This window comes from Wolbachia endosymbiont (group B) of Aricia artaxerxes (genome assembly GCF_964026975.1).
In the GTDB taxonomy this organism is placed as follows: domain Bacteria; phylum Pseudomonadota; class Alphaproteobacteria; order Rickettsiales; family Anaplasmataceae; genus Wolbachia.
Map to the genome: position 1 here is coordinate 442,702 of NZ_OZ034718.1, position 20,000 is coordinate 462,701.

The 20,000-nt window shown below is 34.1% G+C and carries 21 protein-coding genes and 3 pseudogenes; 20 read left to right on the forward strand and 4 right to left on the reverse strand.

The window, feature by feature from the left end; translation table 11 throughout:
* Window positions 1-1,566 precede the first annotated feature (1,566 nt).
* Window positions 1,567-2,560 (reverse strand): annotated as a pseudogene (locus tag AAGE00_RS07925) (virulence RhuM family protein).
* A 241-nt stretch (window positions 2,561-2,801) separates the two neighbouring features.
* Here AAGE00_RS07925 and AAGE00_RS02095 point away from each other — a divergent pair.
* Window positions 2,802-3,245 (forward strand): hypothetical protein, encoded by a 444-nt coding sequence (locus AAGE00_RS02095; RefSeq protein WP_341815311.1) that lies wholly within the window; start codon window positions 2,802-2,804, stop codon window positions 3,243-3,245.
* An 81-nt stretch (window positions 3,246-3,326) separates the two neighbouring features.
* On the opposite strand, the pseudogene AAGE00_RS02100 reads toward AAGE00_RS02095, so the two are convergent.
* Window positions 3,327-4,271: pseudogene (locus AAGE00_RS02100) on the reverse strand (IS110 family transposase).
* A 220-nt stretch (window positions 4,272-4,491) separates the two neighbouring features.
* Between AAGE00_RS02100 and AAGE00_RS02105 the strand changes: the two are divergent.
* The 10 genes and pseudogenes from AAGE00_RS02105 to AAGE00_RS02150 form a co-directional block, all read left to right on the forward strand.
* Window positions 4,492-4,977: pseudogene (locus AAGE00_RS02105) on the forward strand (phage portal protein); the annotation flags it as partial.
* On the forward strand, window positions 4,977-6,020 hold the full coding sequence (locus AAGE00_RS02110; RefSeq protein ID WP_264376332.1) for a S49 family peptidase: 1,044 nt from the start codon (window positions 4,977-4,979) through the stop codon (window positions 6,018-6,020). The pseudogene AAGE00_RS02105 and the gene AAGE00_RS02110, both read left to right, overlap by 1 nt.
* A gap of 77 nt (window positions 6,021-6,097) precedes the next feature.
* The gene (locus AAGE00_RS02115; protein WP_264376270.1) at window positions 6,098-6,466 is read left to right on the forward strand and encodes a head decoration protein; all 369 of its coding nucleotides are present in this window, start codon (window positions 6,098-6,100) and stop codon (window positions 6,464-6,466) included.
* 37 nt (window positions 6,467-6,503) lie between these two features.
* Window positions 6,504-7,508: a major capsid protein gene (locus AAGE00_RS02120; RefSeq protein ID WP_264376269.1), complete on the forward strand. Its 1,005-nt coding sequence runs from the start codon at window positions 6,504-6,506 to the stop codon at window positions 7,506-7,508.
* Window positions 7,509-7,601: 93 nt separating this feature from the next.
* Window positions 7,602-7,907 carry a hypothetical protein gene (locus tag AAGE00_RS02125; RefSeq protein ID WP_264685714.1) on the forward strand — a complete coding sequence of 102 codons (306 nt, stop codon included), beginning with the start codon at window positions 7,602-7,604 and terminating at the stop codon, window positions 7,905-7,907.
* Between the two features lies 1 nt (window position 7,908).
* A complete protein-coding gene (locus tag AAGE00_RS02130; RefSeq protein ID WP_264376268.1) occupies window positions 7,909-8,415 on the forward strand; it encodes a phage tail protein in 507 nt (168 codons plus the stop codon).
* Window positions 8,412-8,894, forward strand: a complete 483-nt coding sequence (locus AAGE00_RS02135; protein ID WP_264376267.1) for a hypothetical protein — start codon at window positions 8,412-8,414, stop codon at window positions 8,892-8,894. The genes AAGE00_RS02130 and AAGE00_RS02135 overlap by 4 nt, the downstream gene beginning before the upstream one ends.
* Window positions 8,881-9,345 (forward strand): phage baseplate assembly protein V, encoded by a 465-nt coding sequence (locus AAGE00_RS02140; RefSeq protein ID WP_264375274.1) that lies wholly within the window; start codon window positions 8,881-8,883, stop codon window positions 9,343-9,345. The genes AAGE00_RS02135 and AAGE00_RS02140 overlap by 14 nt, the downstream gene beginning before the upstream one ends.
* Window positions 9,346-9,600 carry a PAAR domain-containing protein gene (locus AAGE00_RS02145; RefSeq protein WP_264375275.1) on the forward strand — a complete coding sequence of 85 codons (255 nt, stop codon included), beginning with the start codon at window positions 9,346-9,348 and terminating at the stop codon, window positions 9,598-9,600.
* Complete coding sequence (locus AAGE00_RS02150) at window positions 9,584-10,039, forward strand: DUF1016 N-terminal domain-containing protein (protein WP_341815312.1); 456 nt, start codon at window positions 9,584-9,586, stop codon at window positions 10,037-10,039. Before AAGE00_RS02145 ends, AAGE00_RS02150 begins: the two co-directional genes overlap by 17 nt.
* A 12-nt stretch (window positions 10,040-10,051) precedes the next feature.
* Here AAGE00_RS02150 and AAGE00_RS02155 read toward each other — a convergent pair whose 3' ends face one another.
* On the reverse strand, window positions 10,052-11,011 hold the full coding sequence (locus AAGE00_RS02155; protein ID WP_341815149.1) for an IS5 family transposase: 960 nt from the start codon (window positions 11,009-11,011) through the stop codon (window positions 10,052-10,054).
* 102 nt (window positions 11,012-11,113) lie between these two features.
* Here AAGE00_RS02155 and AAGE00_RS02160 point away from each other — a divergent pair, with 102 nt between their 5' ends.
* From AAGE00_RS02160 to AAGE00_RS02200, 9 genes are all read left to right on the forward strand, one after another.
* Window positions 11,114-11,803: a PDDEXK nuclease domain-containing protein gene (locus tag AAGE00_RS02160; RefSeq protein ID WP_341815313.1), complete on the forward strand. Its 690-nt coding sequence runs from the start codon at window positions 11,114-11,116 to the stop codon at window positions 11,801-11,803.
* Window positions 11,804-11,810: 7 nt separating this feature from the next.
* The gene (locus tag AAGE00_RS02165) at window positions 11,811-12,146 is read left to right on the forward strand and encodes a GPW/gp25 family protein (protein WP_213864022.1); all 336 of its coding nucleotides are present in this window, start codon (window positions 11,811-11,813) and stop codon (window positions 12,144-12,146) included.
* A gap of 2 nt (window positions 12,147-12,148) precedes the next feature.
* Window positions 12,149-12,943 carry a baseplate J/gp47 family protein gene (locus AAGE00_RS02170; RefSeq protein ID WP_213864020.1) on the forward strand — a complete coding sequence of 265 codons (795 nt, stop codon included), beginning with the start codon at window positions 12,149-12,151 and terminating at the stop codon, window positions 12,941-12,943.
* Window positions 12,943-14,103, forward strand: a complete 1,161-nt coding sequence (locus tag AAGE00_RS02175; RefSeq protein WP_341815314.1) for a phage tail protein — start codon at window positions 12,943-12,945, stop codon at window positions 14,101-14,103. The genes AAGE00_RS02170 and AAGE00_RS02175 overlap by 1 nt, the downstream gene beginning before the upstream one ends.
* A gap of 168 nt (window positions 14,104-14,271) precedes the next feature.
* Window positions 14,272-14,976 (forward strand): ankyrin repeat domain-containing protein, encoded by a 705-nt coding sequence (locus AAGE00_RS02180; protein ID WP_264374784.1) that lies wholly within the window; start codon window positions 14,272-14,274, stop codon window positions 14,974-14,976.
* Between the two features lie 38 nt (window positions 14,977-15,014).
* Window positions 15,015-15,479 carry an ankyrin repeat domain-containing protein gene (locus AAGE00_RS02185; RefSeq protein WP_341815315.1) on the forward strand — a complete coding sequence of 155 codons (465 nt, stop codon included), beginning with the start codon at window positions 15,015-15,017 and terminating at the stop codon, window positions 15,477-15,479.
* A 4-nt stretch (window positions 15,480-15,483) separates the two neighbouring features.
* On the forward strand, window positions 15,484-15,924 hold the full coding sequence (locus AAGE00_RS02190) for a DUF2924 domain-containing protein (protein ID WP_341815316.1): 441 nt from the start codon (window positions 15,484-15,486) through the stop codon (window positions 15,922-15,924).
* Entirely contained in the window at window positions 15,917-17,392 is a 1,476-nt protein-coding gene (locus AAGE00_RS02195; protein WP_264374781.1) for a recombinase family protein, read from the forward strand. Before AAGE00_RS02190 ends, AAGE00_RS02195 begins: the two co-directional genes overlap by 8 nt.
* A 93-nt stretch (window positions 17,393-17,485) precedes the next feature.
* Window positions 17,486-17,629, forward strand: coding sequence for a hypothetical protein (locus AAGE00_RS02200; protein WP_230609241.1), 144 nt, complete (start codon window positions 17,486-17,488; stop codon window positions 17,627-17,629).
* 297 nt (window positions 17,630-17,926) lie between these two features.
* Here the strand turns inward: AAGE00_RS02200 and AAGE00_RS02205 are convergent, their stop codons facing one another.
* The gene (locus AAGE00_RS02205) at window positions 17,927-19,933 is read right to left on the reverse strand and encodes an ankyrin repeat domain-containing protein (RefSeq protein WP_341815317.1); all 2,007 of its coding nucleotides are present in this window, start codon (window positions 19,931-19,933) and stop codon (window positions 17,927-17,929) included.
* Window positions 19,934-20,000 lie beyond the last annotated feature (67 nt).

Genomic DNA, 20,000 nt, shown 5'->3' on the forward strand with positions numbered 1-20,000 from the left:
ATTTTTCCAAAACACGTTTACTCCTTATTATAAAAACATCTGACTTTAAACTTACACTATTTCCTTACTATATATGTTCACAAAAATTCTAAAAACTGTTCACTTTTTTAAAAAATTTTGCACAACTCCGCTTTCATACTCCACTAAATGACCTACTTTTCTAACGACTAAAAATGCAGTCCGAAATATGATTTGCTCTAAAAATTTTTCATTGAAATTACAAAAATGAACAGGTAACGCAAATTCTGTAAAGGACAATGGTGGTATTGAAAATTTAGCTCTGCTCTCAACTTACACTCCTCAAAAAAATTACAAAATTTAATTTCATTTTAACTTTAAACAAAAAGGCCACCTATAAGTTGCATCTGCATTATGTTGCAAAATATACTATACTTTCCTTATGAGACACTTACATAATCAAATAAGCTATCTACTACTTTTCTTCTCCTCCATAACAGATATATACTGTAAATGTGGTTTGAAATATGAATTGCTCTAAAATTTTTTTTATTACGATTTTTCTATTAAACTTTAATAGAGCTTAACGTGTTTACAATATACCCAGGTGAGAGATTTTCCGTCTATAAGAGGTAGCCGTAAAAATGCTATATTAGTAAAACTATTAATAATAATTATTTGTGAATTAAGTACTTTAGATTCGAGATTATATAGACTTTTGGCAGTTTAAGCCATTTTAGATTGGAAAATGAAATCTCATTAAGCTGAGAAGTGGGCTACTGTAGGGGAGTTTAACATAATTTAAGGTTACAAGTCAAGCAAACTACTATAATATCATAAAAGGCTGTTCCTTGGCTGATTTTGAGTGTTTCTTAGTTTAGAGAAAAACCCTATTATTATAAATAATAAAAATAAGGTATATAATAATACCCTATTTATATTTTATATTTTTCATTCTTATTTATTCTTTAATTTTTTAACTCTTATAGATAGCTCTCTAAAAAAAAAGGATTTGAGACAGGAAACGTTAAATTCTTTTTAAAAAATTTTCTTTACAAGGCATGAAAACCGTGTTAAACTTATATGTAAGTTTCTTTCGTGATAGTAAGATTAATTAAAATACCTTTTAGTTGAGTTTAGAGTTGTTTTATAAGCGATCTTTAATCAGGGGAGTATTTTTTTGCTTAAAAGTTGTGGCTAGCTTTAAAACATAGGTTTTCTCCTTTAGTTATTAAATTTCTGCTTTGCTTATAATATAAATGTCCTAACAATTAAATTACAATATGTATTCCGTTCAAGATTTCAGCCAATTTATTGAGTATTCCGGAAAAAGAGGATATGATTTGTTTGTTCTTTAGGCATAGGTGTCTAAAATTACAGAAATGAATCATTTTTTTCTATTGAGCTTTTTCTGCATCTAAAACTTATGTACCGCTTAAAATGGAGACAAAGATCAAAATTTATTTATTTACGTCTCTAATTTTATCTCGTATAATGGAGACAAAGATTTATGTTTTCACTATTTATTGGCAGATAGGGCTTTCTAAAGGGTGGTTCACCCCCCTTGAAATTAAAACAAAAGCAAGATGTCAAACACAGATAGCTCAACTACAAGCTGGTTTTTGTTGTAGTTATTTTCTCACTTTCTTTACTTGCTTTAATTAATTCATCAAAGTCAGATTCATGTAATTTATCTTGTATAACTCTATACTTTTCGTATTCTCCTTCAGCTAGAGCTTTTGCAACTTCAGCACTCAGCATCTTTAAGTACTTCATAATCATTGAACAATAGAAATGCATCCAACTTTTCAACCCAATTCTGCATTTTCATTAGCCGATGCTTTCTTGCTTGAAGTTCTGCATAATCTAGATACATTGAGACAATGTGATTTAGTTCACTTAATTCTTTTTCAGTCAAGTAGTTTTTTGCAACACTTACATCACTCTTATGAATTTTATTACCTAGACCATCTTTCCAAGTAGTTAGTCCCATATGTGGTTTTTTATGATCAACTCGATAGCTCTGCTGCAGTCAAGCCGTAAATCGCCCAATATAATTTATTCTGTACTTTTGCATAAAATTGTTTTGTTATTTCTGAATTTGGATCATAGTCTGCAGAGCATTCAGCATAAATGTCAGTAATCTTCTGGTAAAACCTACGTTCGGATGCTCCTGATTTTTTCAAGTAATTCATTGAAGTAGTCTTTGCCAAACTTTAGGCCGTTTTTTAGCCGTTCGCTATCTAATGCAAATCCTTTGATGATGAAATCTCTCAAAATTTTTGTAGCCCATACTCTGAAAGATGTAGCCTTTTTAGAATTAACTCGATAACCAATAGCTATCCAAATTATAAAATTGTGTAGGGTACTGTTTACCATCTTCAGCAGTATTCCGGGAAATCCGGATAACTGAATCTTTATCTAACTCTTGACTAGCAAATATGTTCTGTAAATGCTCACTAATTGTTCTAATATTAACATCAAACAACTCCGCCATTCTTTTTTGTGTAAGCCAAATGTTTTCATCTCGATACAAAACATCAATTCTCACGTCTCCATCTGGAGTTGTATATAATAAAATTTCGTTTTCATTTATTATCATATCTACTCTACCTTACTTCAAGTAGCATATAGGTTATTTGTAAAAAAGACAAGCAACTGTAAAACTCTAAAAATAGAGAACTATCTACTTTATTCTTTAGCTGGTGAGCAGTTTTGAAATTATTTTAACTTTTTTTTTAGAAAATCCCGGAAAAAGTAGTAAGAAATCCGGTATATATATAATAGAAGGGCATTGTTTCAACGAGGTTAGTTTACCTCTATACGCTTCAAACACAAAGAAAATGTCAATCCTAACACTCGACCTTGGCAAGCAAACGGGCTGGGCAATTCTAACAGATGGAATAATTGAAAGTGGAAGCAAAGGCTTTCATGGTAGTCGTTTCAGTGGAGGCGGTATGTGCTTCTTAAATTTTCGTAATTGGCTTAATTCTTTGAAAGACATTTCTGCAGTGTATTTTGAGGAAGTAAGAAGACATCTAGGAACTGATGCAGCTCATTGCTATGGTGGTTTTCTTGCAGTGCTGTCTGCTTGGTGTGAAGAACATCACGTACCATACAATCAACTATGTTTTTTAAAATTTTTTGAATTTAGTTTCATTACAACTTTTGTTTGTAATTTTGTTTTTTATTCGAGTAAAAAGTGCATTTTTGACAATAAAAACCCTAACTTAATCATAGAAAAATTTTGTATCAAACAACAGTTACTGCTTAGATCTTATGGTTAACGAATATGTGTATAAATACTTTAAATGTGTGTAGACGTATTTATCCACATATTCGTTAACCTATTTTCTATGCAGATTTTTTTAATTCACATTGACTGCTTCTTTAAGCCTCGCATTGGAAATTACTATGATTTTACGCATTAGAGCTGTCATAGCCACCATCTTCTTTTTACCTTTACCAACAAGCCTTGAATAGAAGGCACCAAGCGCAGACTTAGACCTTGAAGCAGACATCGCAGCTGTAAAAAGCTTTTCACGAACGTTGCTTCTGCCACCACTTATTCTGCGATAACCAATAGTTTTACCACTTTCTTTCGGATGAGGTGCAACTCCAGCAAGACTTGCAATTTCTCCCCTACTTACATAACCAAGTTCTGGCATTAGACACAGAAAATCTTGAGATAATTTTGCACCTATTCCTGGAACTGTTTTAAGGATTTTTTGGCGCTTTTGTAACTCTGGATTCTCATCAATAATTTTTTGTATGGTATTGTTGAGCTCATCTATCTGGCTATTAAAGAATTCAATAGTTTTCTGACAGCTTTCTTTTATATGGTCGTTTTCAGGTGCTGCAAGCCTAGATTTCTCTTGAGCTCTCATTTTTGTAATGTCATCACGACGTTGACAAAGTGCAACTAAGGTTGTTTGTTCTTTTGACATAGGTGCAAATAGAGATAGAGTACTATAGCGTTCAAACCCTTACTGAGCAAGGGCTCTTGCATCTGATTGATCAGACTTTGCTAAAGTTCCATGAGATAGAACAAAGCTTTTTACTTTGCGAGTATTAGCTCGATGTACAGCAATATCTTTATCAACAAGAAAATGTGCTAAGCCAAGCTCATATTTTCCAGTGTTTTCCAGAGTTACTAAAGAATTAGGTAAGATATTTGAAAAATCTTGAAACAATTGTTGCCAGCCAGCAGTATCATTGTCGAATTCGACAGCGTTCTTCTGTTTGTGAACTGCAACAACATTTTTAAATTTTCCAATATCAATGCCAATAAAATTTTGATAAGATGTAATCATAATAACCTCGATTAGTTTTAATTAATTTAAGATTGTAAACGGGTGCATACATATGTCCCATGCAACTATTCAAACGTATCGAGAGATGGGCTAGTGTACCTTGATCCGAACGGTTATAATACCAACAGTTGGTCGGTCGCACACGCCCGTGATAACTCTATTCCTATAGTGAGTAGGGTTATCTCCCTCTTATCTCCTTTATATCATATTTTTAACTTACAATGTTGGAGGAAGTTATGAAGCGTTTATAAGACAGCAACTCAGGGCAATAGCGATTGGTACAGGGATAACATATGAACAGCTAACAGGAGATTTAACAGGTGTTAATTATTCATCCATTCGAGCAGGATTAATAGAGTTTCGTCGTAGATGTGCTATGCTGCAACACAACATTATGGTATTTCAATTTTGCAGACCAGTATGGAGTAGATGGCTAGAGTTAGCAGTACTTTCTGGAGAACTGAGTACAGATGAAAAAGTAGTGAAAGAAGAAGTAAAATGGATACCACAGGGATTTGATTGGGTGGATCCACTGAAAGACCAGCAAGCACAGCAAATGGCAGTAAGGAATGGATTTAAGAGTCGATCGGAAGTAGTATCAGAAATGGGTTACGATGTTGAAGAAATTGACCAAGAAATAGCAGAAGATCAAAAGCGTGCAAATAGTCTCAACTTAATATTTGACTCTGATTGTAAAGGATTATGATGCTCTTAGGAAAACCATTAATGCTTGAACCAAGGAGTTTTGAGCTATTGTCATTAAACAATCAAAAACATCCCACGTTTAAAAACATAAAGCACTCCATCAAAAGTAACGTAGAAAGAACTGCAATTATACCAATTCATGGAATTTTAACTAAAAAACCGGGTGCGTTTGATGAAATGCTCGGGATGACATCATATGAGCAAATAGAAGTACAAGTAAAGCAAGCATTAGAAGATAGTAGTATAGAGACTATTTTACTGGACATAGATAGTCCCGGAGGAGAGGTAAACGGTATTTTCGACTTAGCTGATTTTATCTACAGTGCAAGAGCAAAAAAGAGAATTGTGGCAATAACAAACGATGATGCATACTCTGCTGCATATGCTATAGCTTCAAGCGCTGAGAAGATTTTTCTCACCCGCACTTCTGGTGTTGGCAGTATTGGAGTAATAGCAAGTCACATAGATCAAAGTGGGTTTGATGAAAAATGTGGAATAAAATACACAACTATTTTTACAGGCAAGAGAAAGAATGATTTAAATCCACATGAGCCTATTAACTCTGAAGGTTTAAAAAGTTTGAGAGAGGAAATAGATCGTTTATATGAGATGTTCGTCCAGCTAATAGCACGTAATCGAAATCTTTCTATAGAAGCAATCAAATCAACGGAAGCAGGGCTATATTTTGGGGAGAAAGCAGTAGAAATAGGCCTTGCAGACGGAATTACAATTCTTTCATCTATTAATAAAAACAGGAGTATTACTATGAATGAACAAACTACAAATGACCTAGAAACTGATAATTTAACCAAGTATCGTACTGAAGTTCTTGAATTAATACGTTTATGTAATTTATCGAAGATGCCAGAAAAGATAGGAGAATTTATTGAGCAGGGCGTAAGTGTTGAGCAAGCAAGGGAGGTTTTAATGGAATTACTTGCAGAGAGAACAAAGAAGACAGAGATACTGAGTGCAATACCACAGAATTCAGGAGAAGATTTGATGATACAAGTAGCTAAAGCTAGAGCACAATCAAGTATTTAAGTTTTTTTATAACCGCCGCGTACAACAATTATAAACATGGCGGTAAAACTAAAGGGGAAAATAAATGAGGAAATTTTATGAGTTGTATAAGCGAACAAAATAATCTTGGTGACCTATTAAAGTATGAGGTGTCAAGTCTATATTCAAGAGATCAGATAACAGTAGCAAAGGGACAAAATCTTAAACTTGGTACAGTAGTGGCTCTCGATAAAGATAGCATGGTTAAGATAATAAATCCAACTGCCACAGATGGTACACAAACAGCAATAGGTGCAATAGTAAGTGATGTAAATGCGACAGAAAATGCTAAAGCAGTAATTATTACTCGTGTTGCAATGCTAGCTGATCGTGCGGTTGTGTGGCCAGCAAATATCACTGAAGAACAGAAAGCTGCAGCAATAAAGCAACTTGAAGGACGAGGGATCATTATCCGCAAGGGAGCTTAAAAAAACTATTAAAAACACAAAAGGGGGAAAATAAAAAATGCAAAATCCATTTACAAACACAGCATTTAGCATGACGGCACTAACAAATGCAATGAATATATTGCCGATAAATTATGGACGAGTTGAAAATTTAAATTTGTTTCCAAGTAGGTCAGTAAGATTTAGACATATTACCATAGAAGAACACAACGGAGTTTTAAGTCTATTGCCAACACAAGTTCCAGGAGCACCAGCAACAATAGGAAAACGTGGCAAAAGAAAGGTAAGAACATTTACGGTTCCACATATTCCACATGATGATGTAGTCCTGCCAGAAGAAGTGCAAGGAATAAGGGCATTTGGATCAGAGAGTGAACTGAAAGCGCTGGCAGATGTAATAACTGACCATTTGCAGCTAATGAGAAATAAACATGCAATAACGTTGGAGCATTTGCGTATGGGAGCGCTGAAAGGAATAATTTTAGATGCTGATGGGTCAGAATTACTAAATCTGTACAACGAATTTGAAATAACACCAAAAGTAGTAAATTTTGCACTAGGAACAGCAACAACAGATGTAAAGCGTAAGTGTCTGGAAGTACTCCGGCATATAGAAGATAATCTAAGTGGTGAATATATGACCGGAATTCATGCCTTGGTAAGCCCTGAGTTTTTTGATGCATTAACTTCGCATAGTAAAGTGAAAGAAGCATATGAAAGATGGCAAGAAGGAGCAGCGCTAAGGAATGATATGAGGTCAGGATTTACATTCTGTGGAATAACATTTGAGGAATATAGAGGGCAAGCAACTGATCCTGAAGGAACGGTGAGAAGATTTATAGAAAGAGATACAGGGCACTGTTTTCCAGTAGGAACAGCAAGTACATTTACAACATATTTTGCACCAGCAGACTTTAATGAAACAGTAAATACTCTTGGACAGCCACTCTATGCAAAACAAGAGCCAAGGAGATTTGATAGAGGAACAGATTTACATACACAGTCAAATCCTCTGCCAATGTGCCATAGACCTGGCGTATTAGTAAAAGTCGCTATAGCATAACATACTGGTAGAGTAACAAGTTGGTGAGGCACAGAACGACTCTACCGGTATGCGCTTTCTTAGCATGTAAAGGTTAGTATATCAAAAAGAAATATGCAAGAGAATATTAAGCGATTATTAGAAGATTGTTTTGCCCATTTAGGAGAAGTGGCTTTGTATAAATCAAAGGATAAGTCATACATGGTACAAGTATTAAAGCAACAGCCAGATAAATTATACGAAATTGGTGAAGGACAATTTGTAGGAGAAACTTTAGCGTTAGAAGTAAGTGCGTTTGATGTGTTAAAGCCAATTGTAGGAGATGTTTTTGTTATAGGTGATCGAAGATATAAAGTACACTCACCGCCACTTAGAGACAAGTCTGGAATAACGTGGAAAATAAAAGCGTCTGGGGTGTAAAATGTCTATTCATATAGAAGTTGAGGTAATAGAAAGTGTAAATGCTAAAAGAAAAAAAATAGAATTAGCAATAGTGAGAGCGTTAAACAGAACAGCACTATGGCTAAAATTGAAGACAGCAAAAGAAATTAGTGAGGAAAAGAAGATAAAATTAAGTTTTATAAGAAAGAGATTAAGAATTTTTAAAGCAAAAACAAGCAGATTAGAAGTGTTAATTAGAGCAAATCTCTACGACATTAGAGCATCGACAATTGGTAAAATACAAAAAACAAGAAGAGGATCGAAAGTAGGAAAGCATGAGTTTATAGGAGGATTTGCAGCAGTTATGCCAAAAGGAAATAGCGGTATGTTTAAACGTGAAGGAAGAGCAGCATTGCCAATACAAGAAGTAAAGCTACCACTGGAACCTGAAGGCTCAAGAATAATAAAAGATCTTGTTGATTATGAGAGTGAGAGAGTGTTTGAGAAATACTTTAAGCATGAGCTAAACTATATGTTAAAGATATGACAAAGTTCTGGAAAGATTTACATCAAGCAATTTGTACTAAGTTAAAGGAAGAAATACCGGCTATACAGACATGTGAAATTTATCCATCGATAAGAAAAGAATTATTAGCGCCAGCGTTATTTGTAGAGCTTGTGAGTTTAGAATCGGGAAAAGATCCTGGAACAGAGGAATTAGCGCTGAAAGCAAGATTTGAAGCACGAATTGTGATTGATAGCACAATAGAAAATGCCCCTATTATTGTCAGAACATTAGCTGCTGAGGTTGCGAAAGTAGTAAATAAAAATACTTGGAACGTGAAAAATGTTTCACCAGGAGAATTTATATCAGGAGGAGGAGATGACTTTAGACCAGAGCTCGATGCATATTTAGTGTGGATGGTTGAATGGGTGCATACAATACACGTAGGGCGATCTATTTGGAAAGAAGGAAAATTTATGCCACACAAAATAGAAATCGGTGAAATAAATGTTAGAAAATAATTTTGCAATTTCGGAACTACAGAGGAAAATGGCCAACATTGTTCGTATAGGAGTTGTAAAAGAAATAGATTATGAAAAAGCAAAAGTAAGAGTTAAAATAGGAGAATTTTTAACAGATTATTTACCATGGATAACGAGCAAAGCAGGAAAAGATAGAGATTGGTCTCCACCAGATATCGGTGAACAGGTTATGATATTTTCTCCTTTTGGTGAACTATCATTAGGAGTGGTATTAGGAGGAATATATCAGGAAAAATACTCTGCACCAGAGAATAAAAAAGAAATAAATAGTATAAAATTTCAAGATGGGACGAAGTTTACATATGATAAAGGAAAGCATCATTTAGAGATTGAAGTAGTAGACAAAATAACACTGAAAGCTGGGGAATCGAGCATAGAGATGACGAAGAGCGAAATAAAACTGAAAGCAGATAGAATAAACCTTAATTAAATGAATAAATCGGTTGTACGAGTAGGAGATTATTGTGTAGAAGTAACACCGCATTTTTGCATTAGTGGGAGTAACAATGTTTTTGTAAATGGTAAGCCAGTTTGCCGAAAAGGAGATAATTTTACAGAAGGAAGAGCATTAACTAAAGGGTCAAAAACAGTGTTTACAAATGGCTATAGTATAGGAAGAGTTGGAGATTCAATATCTTGTGGTTCTAAAGTAATAAGTGGTAGTAGTAATGTTTTTTCAGGATAAAAATAAACCATCTGCTATACTTACCAAAAATAAAGTTATGAACATGGATATAACTATTAGCCTATTAGGAGACATTAGTAATTTAATAGATAGAGCAAAGAATCATCTTTCTGTTCAATTCAACTCTACTCTAGTATTGTTAAACTGGGAAATTGGCTCCAGAATTGATCAAGATATTCTAAAGCACAAACGCGCAGATTATGGGAAGCAAATCATCTCCCAACTTGCAAAAGAACTTCAGATTAAATATGGACGTGGGTTTGATAGAGCGTCATTATTTCGTATGGTGCAATTTTCTAAATTCTTTCCTGATCAAGAGATTGTCGCGACACTGTCACAACAATTGAGTTGGTCACATTTTGTAGAAATTATTGCAATTTCTGATGAGCTGAAGCGTAATTATTATAGGCTTTGTTGCATAGCACTGATAGGCATGTAAATCACAGTGAATTTACGCAGCTAATTTAAATTCAGCCATACCTATATCAGTAAATTTGTTCAATAAGTAGCACTTAATTAACAGCTCTTTTTCACGATTTACCTCTGATTTATTTTTCAAGCCAAACCCAAATATTTGCTTCAACCTATAGAAAAAGACTTCAATATAAGACCGTGCTCCATACTTAACTTTTTTCTTCCATTCATTAATACCATCTTCATAATTCTCATATGACCTAATTCTACTAATATACTTGTTTCTTTCTGATAAGTAGTCAGCTAAACAAATTTTAGTATCCTTCCTAGGGCGAATAATAGGCACAATATTGTATTTTCTGCATTCTTTATACACACTTTTTATATCATAAGCCGCATCTGCTCGAATAGAACAAATGTTATATTTATCACTGACTTCTTCTAACATATCGCAGACCGGCAAATAGTCTACAGCAACACCACTAGTGTAGTTCATGCTTATTGCTTTCTTATCATTTATGTTTAAAACAACATGTAATTTTCTTACTTGACCATAACCACTGTATTTTCTTTTTCGAATATTAAGCTTACTATGCCCACCGTTATTATTGTAGATACTAACTCTAGTGCTATCTACGGCAATTTCAACATTTTCCAGATCATCTTTATTGCTTCTATGGTCATCAATCTTCAAATTAAGCTTTTTAAATCTTCTGGAAGCTTGTGTATAGCTGATAATCTTAAGTTTTTTGCCTATTTGTACCATATAACCTTTTACAAAACCTACAGCTTGTCTCAAGCCAATTCTAAAAAGATGAACTATTATGTGTATTAAAATTACAACTTTATCACTATAAGTGTTATTGCCACCTGCAACTTTTGGACTATTTTCATACCAATTTTCTATGGCTTGATTAACAAAATGAAAAACATTTCCTCTTTTTTTGAGAAACTCGTTATATTCTCTTTGGTTACTTACTCTCATTTTTTGTGGCATAAGTTGTACTTGTTTGAAAAATGCCTATTTTACAACAAAATTCGTTAGTAGCCATATATTAAAAAGCTTTTCTTCTTACAATAACCTCAACCAACACTAGCTATGCAACAAAGCCATTATTATATAGAAATGTGTCGTATTGAAAGGTGGAGTGTTAGGGCACTACGTAGTAAAATCGATACTATGTTGTATGAACGTACAGCACTAGCAAAAAAACCTGAAGATTTCATAAGAAGGAGTATAAAAAATTTACGTGAAGAAAATATGTTAGCACCAGAATTCATTTTTCATGACCCATACTTCCTTAGCTTCATGGAATTGCCATCAAGTTATAGTGAGACTGATCTAGAAAATATAATCTTGGATGAATTGACAAAGTTTTTACAAGAGTTTGGGAATGATTTTTGTTTTGTAACACGTCAAAAAAGGATGAGTACTAAAACAACTGACAGGTATTTGGACCTGCTATTTTTTCACAGAGGATTAAAACGCCTTATAGCAATAGAACTAAAAATAGGTCGCTTTGAACCAGCTTATAAAGGACAGATGGAATGGTATTTAAATTGGTTAGATAAAAATGAACGAAAAGCAGGTGAAGAAAAACCGTTAGGGATTATTTTATGTGCTGATAAGGATCAAGAGGATATAGAATATCTTGAACTCGAAGGCTCTAATATTCATGTTGCACAGTATTTAACACAGCTTCCTTCTAAAGAAATTCTTGAAAAGAAGTTAAGAAAGGCTATTTCTATAGCACGTGAAAAACATGCAAGTATTCAGTCAGAGCCATGAAAAATATATGCGAGGAATGGATGCTAAAACGGGAAAAGCTCTTGAAGGAATAGAGCACTTAAAGCAGTCGATAATTGATATACTGACCACTCCTATTAACAGTAGAATAATGAAGAGAGATTATGGGTCAAGACTATTTGAATTAGTAGATAAGCCAATAAATAGAGATTTAACTTTGGAAATCTATTCAGCAGTAGCAGAAGCTCTACAAAGGTGGGAGGAAAGATTTAAGCTAGAAAAAGTAAAAATGACAGAGGTGAAAGAAGGAAAAGTAACGCTTGATCTAGAAGGATTATACTTACCAAGCGGGAAAAACATTCATTTTGATGAAATTGTAGTTTAAAGATGCAGCAGCTAAATATTGTAGAAAAGCCAAATTTCGAGGAAATCTTTTCGAGAATGAAAGAAGAGTTAGTCCGTAGAGATGAAACCTTTTCAGGATTAGTAGAATCGGATCCAGCAATGAAGGTATTAGAAGTAGCAGCATGGAGAGAGTTGTTACTCAGACAAAGGATAAACGAAGCTGTAAAGGGTAATTTACTAAAATTTGCAACGGGAGAAGATCTTGATAATTTAGCTGAGTTTTATGGAGTGGAGAGGCAAAAAGAAGAAGATGATGAACGATTTAGAAAAAGAATTAAAGCAAAAATAGTGGGCTCAAGCACGTGTGGAAGCAAAGAACACTATCGATATCATGCACTGTCAGCAGATAGTAGAGTAAAAGATGCACTAGTGGAATCAACTATACCAGGGAAAGTACAAATTTCAATCTTATCAACACAATTATCCACAACTGGCATAGTGTCAGAAGAGCTACTTGAAATTGTAAGAAAGCAAGTTACTAGAGATGATATAAGAGTTTTAACAGATACAGTAACAGTGATAGGTTGCAATATTACGGAAATAGATATTCACAGCAGAATGAGTATAAGTCCTATAATATCAAAGGAGGAAATCAAGAAGCAGTTTATTGAGAAGTTTGAAGCAAGTAGAAGGTTGGGATGGAATGTTACAAAATCATGGATAATAGCAAACCTATTTGTAGATGGTGTAGAAAATGTGGAATTGATCGAGCCAAGAGAGGATGTTGTGGTGCTAGGTAACGAATGTGCAAATTTGCGAAATTTAAAGATTGAGTAATGCTATTACCCCCAAACGCAACAAAGCAAGAGCAAGCACTGGTTGATGCAACAGATTATAAGGTTGATCCGAGCTGTATCAGAGGATTTAAGTTTAGTCTTAAAGAAGAAACATTGCCTTGGATAATAGAAGAATATGGTTTAGAAGAAATACTGCGCTGGGTAAAAGATAGAAGAAAAGCCGTAATAGAAGGAGTAAAATTTCAAAGACTGAGAGGAACTCCAGCATCACTAAAAATAGCACTAAAATGGGCAAATATAGAAGATATTACAATCATAGAAGAACCACCTGGTAAACATTTTTTCGAGTTGCAAATAGGAATAAAGGATGTCCCAAATGACTTTTTTGTGGATGCAGTAGTAGAACTTGCAAAACTATCATTACCAGCAAGATCAAGGCTAATGAGGATTTTCAATGATCACCATAACGTTGATAGGTTTATTTTAGATGAAAGTTTATTCGGCAGCTTATTGTCAGACTATTCAGGTAGAAAAGTTGAAAAAGATGGACCAGTACTGTCATTTGGTAGAAAGAACACATTTGAGCTAAAAAGCTTAAATCCAAATTTTAAGTTTAGCACTTTTCGGGTTCATTATGAGCAAGCATTTAGTAATGACATATATCGATTAGATGTAGCAGTACTTGGAGAAACAGAGCCTCACACAAAGGATTACAAAGGCATCTATGAAAGAAATCATCAGTGGTACAATTTAAAAGCACTATATCCATTACCACAGAGTTTATTACCAGAAATTAAGTTTGCCAAAGCACAGATTGTACTGTCAGATAGCTGGAAATTAGGAGAAATAAATGGGTGCTTTCCAGTAAGTAGCGTAGAAGAAAGAGGAAATAAATTTGTATTGGGAAGCGATAAACTTTCAGGGCAGCATTGGAGTTTAAAACACAAGCCAATTTTAGAAAGGTTTAGCGTTACTCACCACTACAAAATAGAAAACTATACAGATCAGAAGATTACAAAATATGGTTTAGCAGAACACAATATTAAGTATGAAAACGATTTAGATTCAGACCAAAAAGATTCGATACATGAATTAGAAAATTACATTTTAGTATTTTACCCAGGAGTACTGAAGTGGCACGAACATAGACATTTGCACAGAAGTTGGAAAAATAGTCAAGTAATATGTCTAATAAGTTAAGTACTTATATTTAGATTCTCATATATTATATTAATATAAGGTTAAAGTGTATGAAATAAAAAGAAAAGGACTTGCTTTCTCATGCTAAAAAGGACATGACTTGAATAGCAGCAGGTAAATATAAGAAATTTGTCTGGCGCTAGAAAAGCTAATTTTGTGAGGTATGAAATGAGTTTTAGCAAGAGTAAGTTTTTTAAAGAAGTATCAAGTAACGATATTAATAAAAGAAATGAAGAAGGAGAGACGATATTGCACCAAGCAGTAGAAATCTCTGATTACAAAACAGTGAGATTATTAATAAAAAAAGGGGCAGAGGTAAATGCAAGAGATAAAAATGGTTATACACCACTACACTGTGCAGTATTTGCGAAAAGCTTAGAAAATGTAAAAGTGCTGCTAAGGGAAGGAGCAGAAGTAAATGCCACTCAATATGTCACTGGATGTACGCAACTCCACTCTGCATGCAAAATAGGAGGAGTTGAAATAATAAAAGAGCTAGTAAAAGCAGGAGCTGAAGTTAATCAACTGAATAAGTATGGTGCAACACCAATGTATTACATCTGGGAAAGTGAAAAGTATCGTCTGTGTGATAGCAAAGAGAGTGAAAGGGCAAGTAAATTTCTGAGAGAAAAAGGAGGAATAACAAAAAGTAGAGAACTGACCTGCTATGGAATAGAGAGGCTAGTAGGAGAAATAGCAGACATGTTGAATGGGAGCTATATGCCGGAGTTAAAAATAATAGAGATAGAAGAAATAAGGAAGAGAGACAAATCACTAATAAAGGAAGAATGTCAAAATTTAGCAAGCAAGATAATCAGCCAAGTGAATGAAATGATAGATGAGGTAGAAAATGTAGTAGGAAGAAAGGCTTAAAAAGGGGACTTGATTTTAAAGAAAAGGTGAGGTGGATTATGTTAAAGCTTGGCAAATTTAATAAATCAGCAAAAGAATTATCAGAGAACTCATATAAAAATATTTATGCAAGAGACAGAATAGCTCTGCATTACGCGGTAGACGCAAAAACAGTGAAGTTATTAGTTGAAAAAGGAGCGAATGTGAATGTAGCAGATGCGGAAGGATATACAGCACTGCATCTAGCGGTAACGGAGAAACGTCTAGAAACCGTGAGAGAATTGATAAAATCAGGAGCGAATGTAAATGCGGAAGAATATGAAAATAAATGCACTCCATTGCACCTTGCATGTATGGTGGGGAAAGTGGAAATAGTGGAGGAGCTAGTAAAAGCAGGGGCTGAAATAGAGCAAGCGGATAAATTTGGAATGACAGCGATGGATTATGCTAAAAGTAGCAAAAAGATAACCGAGGTATTAAAGAAAGAAACAGACAGAATTGAGAAGCTATTTATGAAGGGCTAAAAATATGGAGGAAGAAGTAGAAAAGAAAGTAATGAATTTAGAGAGAAAACCTTTGAGTGAGCTGAGAAAAACGTGGAAGAAGGTATTTGGGGAAGAGGCACCTAAACATTCAAAGAAATATCTGATACCTAGATTAGCATATAGAATGCAGGAGGAAGCGTATGGAAAAATGTCAAGAAAAGGAGCAAAAAGACTAGAATATCTGGCAGATCGGCTAGAGAAGGGAAAAAGAATAAGTAGTGACAAACTTCCAGTAGCAGGAACAGAGCTAATATTAGAGAGAGGGGAAGAAACGCATGCGGTAATGGTAACAGATAAGGGTTTAATCTACCGAGAAGAATTTTTCACATCATTATCAGCAGTAGCCGGGAAAATAATGGGAATGAGTTACAATGGGCCGCTCCTATTTGGTTTGCGTGATCAAAAGGGAAAGGAAAATGTGTAAAGGGATAAGATGTGGAATATATACGAGAAAGTCAAATGAAGACGGTCTAGAGCAGAAGTTTAACAGTTTAGATGCGCAACGAGTAGCATGTGAGAAGTACATAAAGAGCAAAGAAGGCTGGGTAGCATTGGCCAAAAGGTACGACGATGGAGGTTTCTCAGGAAAGAATTTAGAAAGACCAGCAATAAAGGAATTATTTGAAGATGTAAAAAAAGGAGAAGTAGATTGTGTAGTAGTATATACATTAGATAGGCTATCAAGGGAAACAAAAGACAGCATCGAAGTAACGTCATTTTTTAGAAGGCATAGAGTAAATTTTGTAGCAGTAACGCAGATATTTGACAATAATACGCCAATGGGAAAGTTTGTACAAACGGTATTATCAGGAGCAGCACAACTAGAAAGAGAGATGATAGTAGAGAGAGTAAAAAATAAAATAGCAACATCAAAAGAACACGGACTATGGATGGGAGGAACTTTGCCGCTTGGATATGATGTAAAAGATAAAGAATTAATAATAAATGAAAAAGAAGCGAAAATAGTAGGGCACATATTTGAAAGATATTTGGAGTTGAAGTCAATGGCAGAGTTGGCAAGAGAGTTAAATAGAGAAGGTTACAGAACAAAATCAGATATCTTTAAGAAAGCGACGGTGAGAAGAATAATAACAAATCCAATATATGTGGGAAAGATAAGACATTATGAGAAAGAGTATGAAGGAAAGCATGAAGCAATAATAGAGGAAGAAAAATGGCAAAAAGCGCAGGAATTGATAAAGAATCAACCATATAGAAAAGCAAAATATGAGGAAGCATTGCTTAGGGGAATAATTAAGTGCAAGAGCTGTGGTGTAAATATGACACTAACGTATGCAAAAAAAGAAAATAAAAGGTACCGATATTACGTGTGCAATAACCATTTAAGGGGAAAAGGTTGTGAATCAATAAACAGAACTATAGTAGCGGGAGAGGTGGAAAAAGAAGTAATGAGAAAGACAGAGCAGCTATATGAAAAATGGGGAGAAGAATGGAAAAATTTAAGTTTCAGAGAACAGAAAGAAGTAGTGAAAAAGTTAATAAAGGGAGTAATGGTAAAAGAAGATGGAATAGAAGTATGTTCTGAATCAGAGGAAAAATTTATACCAATGAAGAAGAAAGGAAACAAATGCACAGTAGTAGAGCCAGAAGGAAAAACAAATAATGCGCTACTGAAAGCAGTGGTGAGAGCTCATCTGTGGAAACGGCAGCTAGAAGAGGGAAAATATGCAAGTGTAGGAGAGCTGAGTGCCAAAATTAATATAGGTACAAGACGTATACAACAAATTTTAAGGTTGAATTATTTAGCACCAAAGATTAAGGAAGACATAGTAAATGGGAGACAGCCAAGAGGTTTGAAGCTATCTGATTTGAAAGAAATACCGATGTTGTGGAGCGAGCAATTAGAGAAATTTTATGGATTAGCATCTTAATTTACAAAAGCAACGGGAGATTGAAAAGAGTATGTGCAAGAAGGAGCTGCTACAAAGGGCCATGCCAAAAGATATTGAGATTGATGTAAGTCGATGTTACAAAATCAATTATGCGAAAATATTAATATAGATGATGAAGATTTTAGCATACTAGATGCAACAGTGGTAGACAATGTATACAATTTAGCTGCATATTTTAATAGTATAGCTTTTCTTATAGTAGTCCGAACAGGGTAAGATATGTGTTTATGGCTATAGTAGGCCAGTAGCATATTATGATTTATTTGGATTATTGTGAAAAGAGCTATAGATCTGGAAAAAAAATTCTGTAAAAGGTCGGCTCAGCCAATCGTGTTTTAATACAGTCTCATATCCTGAAAATACACCTTGTGGCCAGCTCCTGTACAATGACATCTCATTTTCCTGAAAAACAACATAAAAGAGTATTCTTAAAAGATTATTGATATCGATTCGACTCCTTTGCAATAATTTATTAACTGTAGTAATTTATATTTAAATAATAATTTTCAACTTTTATGGTAAATTAGCAATTTTTTCCCTAGAATCAGAAACTCTTCTTAATTCTTCACGTTTTACCCATGAACCCTTCTGCTTATTGGATTCGCTTATTAATTCAGGACGCATTAACCCACCAGATCTAGCAAAAACACCTCGGTCTATGGCTTCAATGACTGATAAACCTCCCAGTAAGCAATTTTGTCCTATTTCTTCATAATTTTCTATTCCCTCATTACAATCTTCTATTGCTTCATTATAACTTTCTATTTTATCAAGTAGAAGTAGGCCTTCTTCACTCACCTCTACTTTTATCCAATTTTTATTTTTCTCATCAGGATATAACCTAACTTCTAATTCTCCCAAACTAGTATAGAAAGTTAATACTACATCGCTGCCTTCTGTAAGATCTGTATAATTCCTTATGCCATCTTCAGTTTTAATTTCTACTTCACTATTACCGATCTTTACTATATTTCTTCCACACTTTACATCTCCATCTGTTAGACCTAAATCCCTTGCCCCATCTGTTATCTTTATAATGTCTATTTTACTATCTTTAGAATATTCTAAGTAAAAAACGGAGTTGTCTACTCTTGCATCTTTTAGCTCGCTATTGGTTGCACTTTTTGCGATTTCAATAAACTTATGAGAATTGCTAATATAATCTCTATAAGCTTTTTTTAGGTTAGTTTTATGCTCTTTAAATTCTGATGTCAGTGTGTTAGCATCAACTGTATTACCAAACACTGCCCCTTTTGATACTAATTGACATATTATATTACTAGCAACTTTAGGATTTTTTTCCAACTCACTGATTTTTTTCATCACATAATCGGTAAAAGTGTACTCATTACCTGAAAAGAAATCTTGTGAAAGAGAATAGTTTAATCGTACACCAGACTTTATAGCATCGTTTACAATCTCTTCAAGTTCAGCCATGTTTTGAGCCTGAAACACCTTATCAGAAAACTCATTTAACTTTTCCTTTTGATTTGAGGTTAAATTAACGAGTAATTTACTGACCTGTCCTTTCTTTTGCTGACGATAAATAATATTTTTATCATAATCTAATGCTCCTGCTTCTAGAAATATTTTTCTTAACTCTTGAGCAAGATCTTCATTGTCCCAAGCAAAACGTTCAACATATGAGAACACTTTTGACTCACCCATTCCGTGCCGAATATTTAGCACCACTTTTAGGTCTGAGTCTCTTTTATGCTTACTTAAAAACTCCTTTAAATTTTTAGTGCAGTCTGAATCTAGTGCAAGTAAGTCATACAATTCCTTATTCATCTTTTTCTGTTTATCAGTTAAAAATAATTCTGCTATATTATAGCAGAGTTTATTAGTTGCTATTTGTTGTGGAGTTTTACCCTTTCTACTTGTTATATTAGGGTTAGCTCCTTTTGAGAGGAGAGAGTTTGTATTATCGTAATGACCTTTGGCAGCAGCAAGGCATAATGGTGTTTTTCCTTTATTATCTTGTATGTTAGGATCTGCGCCTGCTTCTAAGAGTAAATCTATAGCCTGATTTCCTATGCGACGAAATCCACCAATATTTGCTCCTGCAATCGCATGCAATACTGTTGATTGAGATTCTCCTCTTCTTAGGTTAAGAATCACTTTTAAATCTTTATTGTTTTTATTATCATGTAAAAATTCTTCAAGGGGCTCAGTATTATCAAATGAACCACAGTTAGAAGCTAAACATTTTAGAGCACTAAGTAACTTTTTGTTTAAAATTTTTTGACTTGGCGTAAGATCATGGTCCAGAGCAAACCAAACACAAATTTGTTCACTTAATCCAAGTTTGCTATCTATCAAAGATAATGGTTCATTATAGTTTCTGACTGATGGTAAGTCTCCTGAGTACCACATATCATTCATCAGCTCATTTAATAAATGCTCTTTAGATGATAGATGTTCTATAATGGACTCATATTCGAAATCATATAGTTCTGATTTGGATTTTGGCTTTAGTAGATTGATGATAGATTTTACCATCCCAGTAGACTCACTCATACTTACCCCTTAAGCTAAGATATATGATACATTGTATGCGATATGTAACATTAAGTCAATAACCATA

Bases quoted from the DNA above. Each gene is read 5' to 3' on its own strand.
- AAGE00_RS02160 (WP_341815313.1), top strand. From the start codon at position 11,114: ATGCAACAAAGCCATTATTATATAGAAATGTGTCGTATTGAAAGGTGG.
- AAGE00_RS02185 (WP_341815315.1), top strand. From the start codon at position 15,015: ATGTTAAAGCTTGGCAAATTTAATAAATCAGCAAAAGAATTATCAGAG.
- AAGE00_RS02195 (WP_264374781.1), top strand. From the start codon at position 15,917: ATGTGTAAAGGGATAAGATGTGGAATATATACGAGAAAGTCAAATGAA.
- AAGE00_RS02150 (WP_341815312.1), top strand. From the start codon at position 9,584: ATGTTTTTTCAGGATAAAAATAAACCATCTGCTATACTTACCAAAAAT.
- AAGE00_RS02125 (WP_264685714.1), top strand. From the start codon at position 7,602: ATGCAAGAGAATATTAAGCGATTATTAGAAGATTGTTTTGCCCATTTA.
- AAGE00_RS02170 (WP_213864020.1), top strand. From the start codon at position 12,149: ATGCAGCAGCTAAATATTGTAGAAAAGCCAAATTTCGAGGAAATCTTT.
- AAGE00_RS02180 (WP_264374784.1), top strand. From the start codon at position 14,272: ATGAGTTTTAGCAAGAGTAAGTTTTTTAAAGAAGTATCAAGTAACGAT.
- AAGE00_RS02165 (WP_213864022.1), top strand. From the start codon at position 11,811: ATGCGAGGAATGGATGCTAAAACGGGAAAAGCTCTTGAAGGAATAGAG.
- AAGE00_RS02175 (WP_341815314.1), top strand. From the start codon at position 12,943: ATGCTATTACCCCCAAACGCAACAAAGCAAGAGCAAGCACTGGTTGAT.
- AAGE00_RS02190 (WP_341815316.1), top strand. From the start codon at position 15,484: ATGGAGGAAGAAGTAGAAAAGAAAGTAATGAATTTAGAGAGAAAACCT.
- AAGE00_RS02205 (WP_341815317.1), bottom strand. From the start codon at position 19,933: ATGAGTGAGTCTACTGGGATGGTAAAATCTATCATCAATCTACTAAAG.
- AAGE00_RS02145 (WP_264375275.1), top strand. From the start codon at position 9,346: ATGAATAAATCGGTTGTACGAGTAGGAGATTATTGTGTAGAAGTAACA.
- AAGE00_RS02110 (WP_264376332.1), top strand. From the start codon at position 4,977: ATGCTCTTAGGAAAACCATTAATGCTTGAACCAAGGAGTTTTGAGCTA.
- AAGE00_RS02155 (WP_341815149.1), bottom strand. From the start codon at position 11,011: ATGCCACAAAAAATGAGAGTAAGTAACCAAAGAGAATATAACGAGTTT.
- AAGE00_RS02140 (WP_264375274.1), top strand. From the start codon at position 8,881: ATGTTAGAAAATAATTTTGCAATTTCGGAACTACAGAGGAAAATGGCC.
- AAGE00_RS02115 (WP_264376270.1), top strand. From the start codon at position 6,098: ATGAGTTGTATAAGCGAACAAAATAATCTTGGTGACCTATTAAAGTAT.
- AAGE00_RS02120 (WP_264376269.1), top strand. From the start codon at position 6,504: ATGCAAAATCCATTTACAAACACAGCATTTAGCATGACGGCACTAACA.
- AAGE00_RS02200 (WP_230609241.1), top strand. From the start codon at position 17,486: ATGTTACAAAATCAATTATGCGAAAATATTAATATAGATGATGAAGAT.
- AAGE00_RS02130 (WP_264376268.1), top strand. From the start codon at position 7,909: ATGTCTATTCATATAGAAGTTGAGGTAATAGAAAGTGTAAATGCTAAA.
- AAGE00_RS02135 (WP_264376267.1), top strand. From the start codon at position 8,412: ATGACAAAGTTCTGGAAAGATTTACATCAAGCAATTTGTACTAAGTTA.
- AAGE00_RS02095 (WP_341815311.1), top strand. From the start codon at position 2,802: ATGTCAATCCTAACACTCGACCTTGGCAAGCAAACGGGCTGGGCAATT.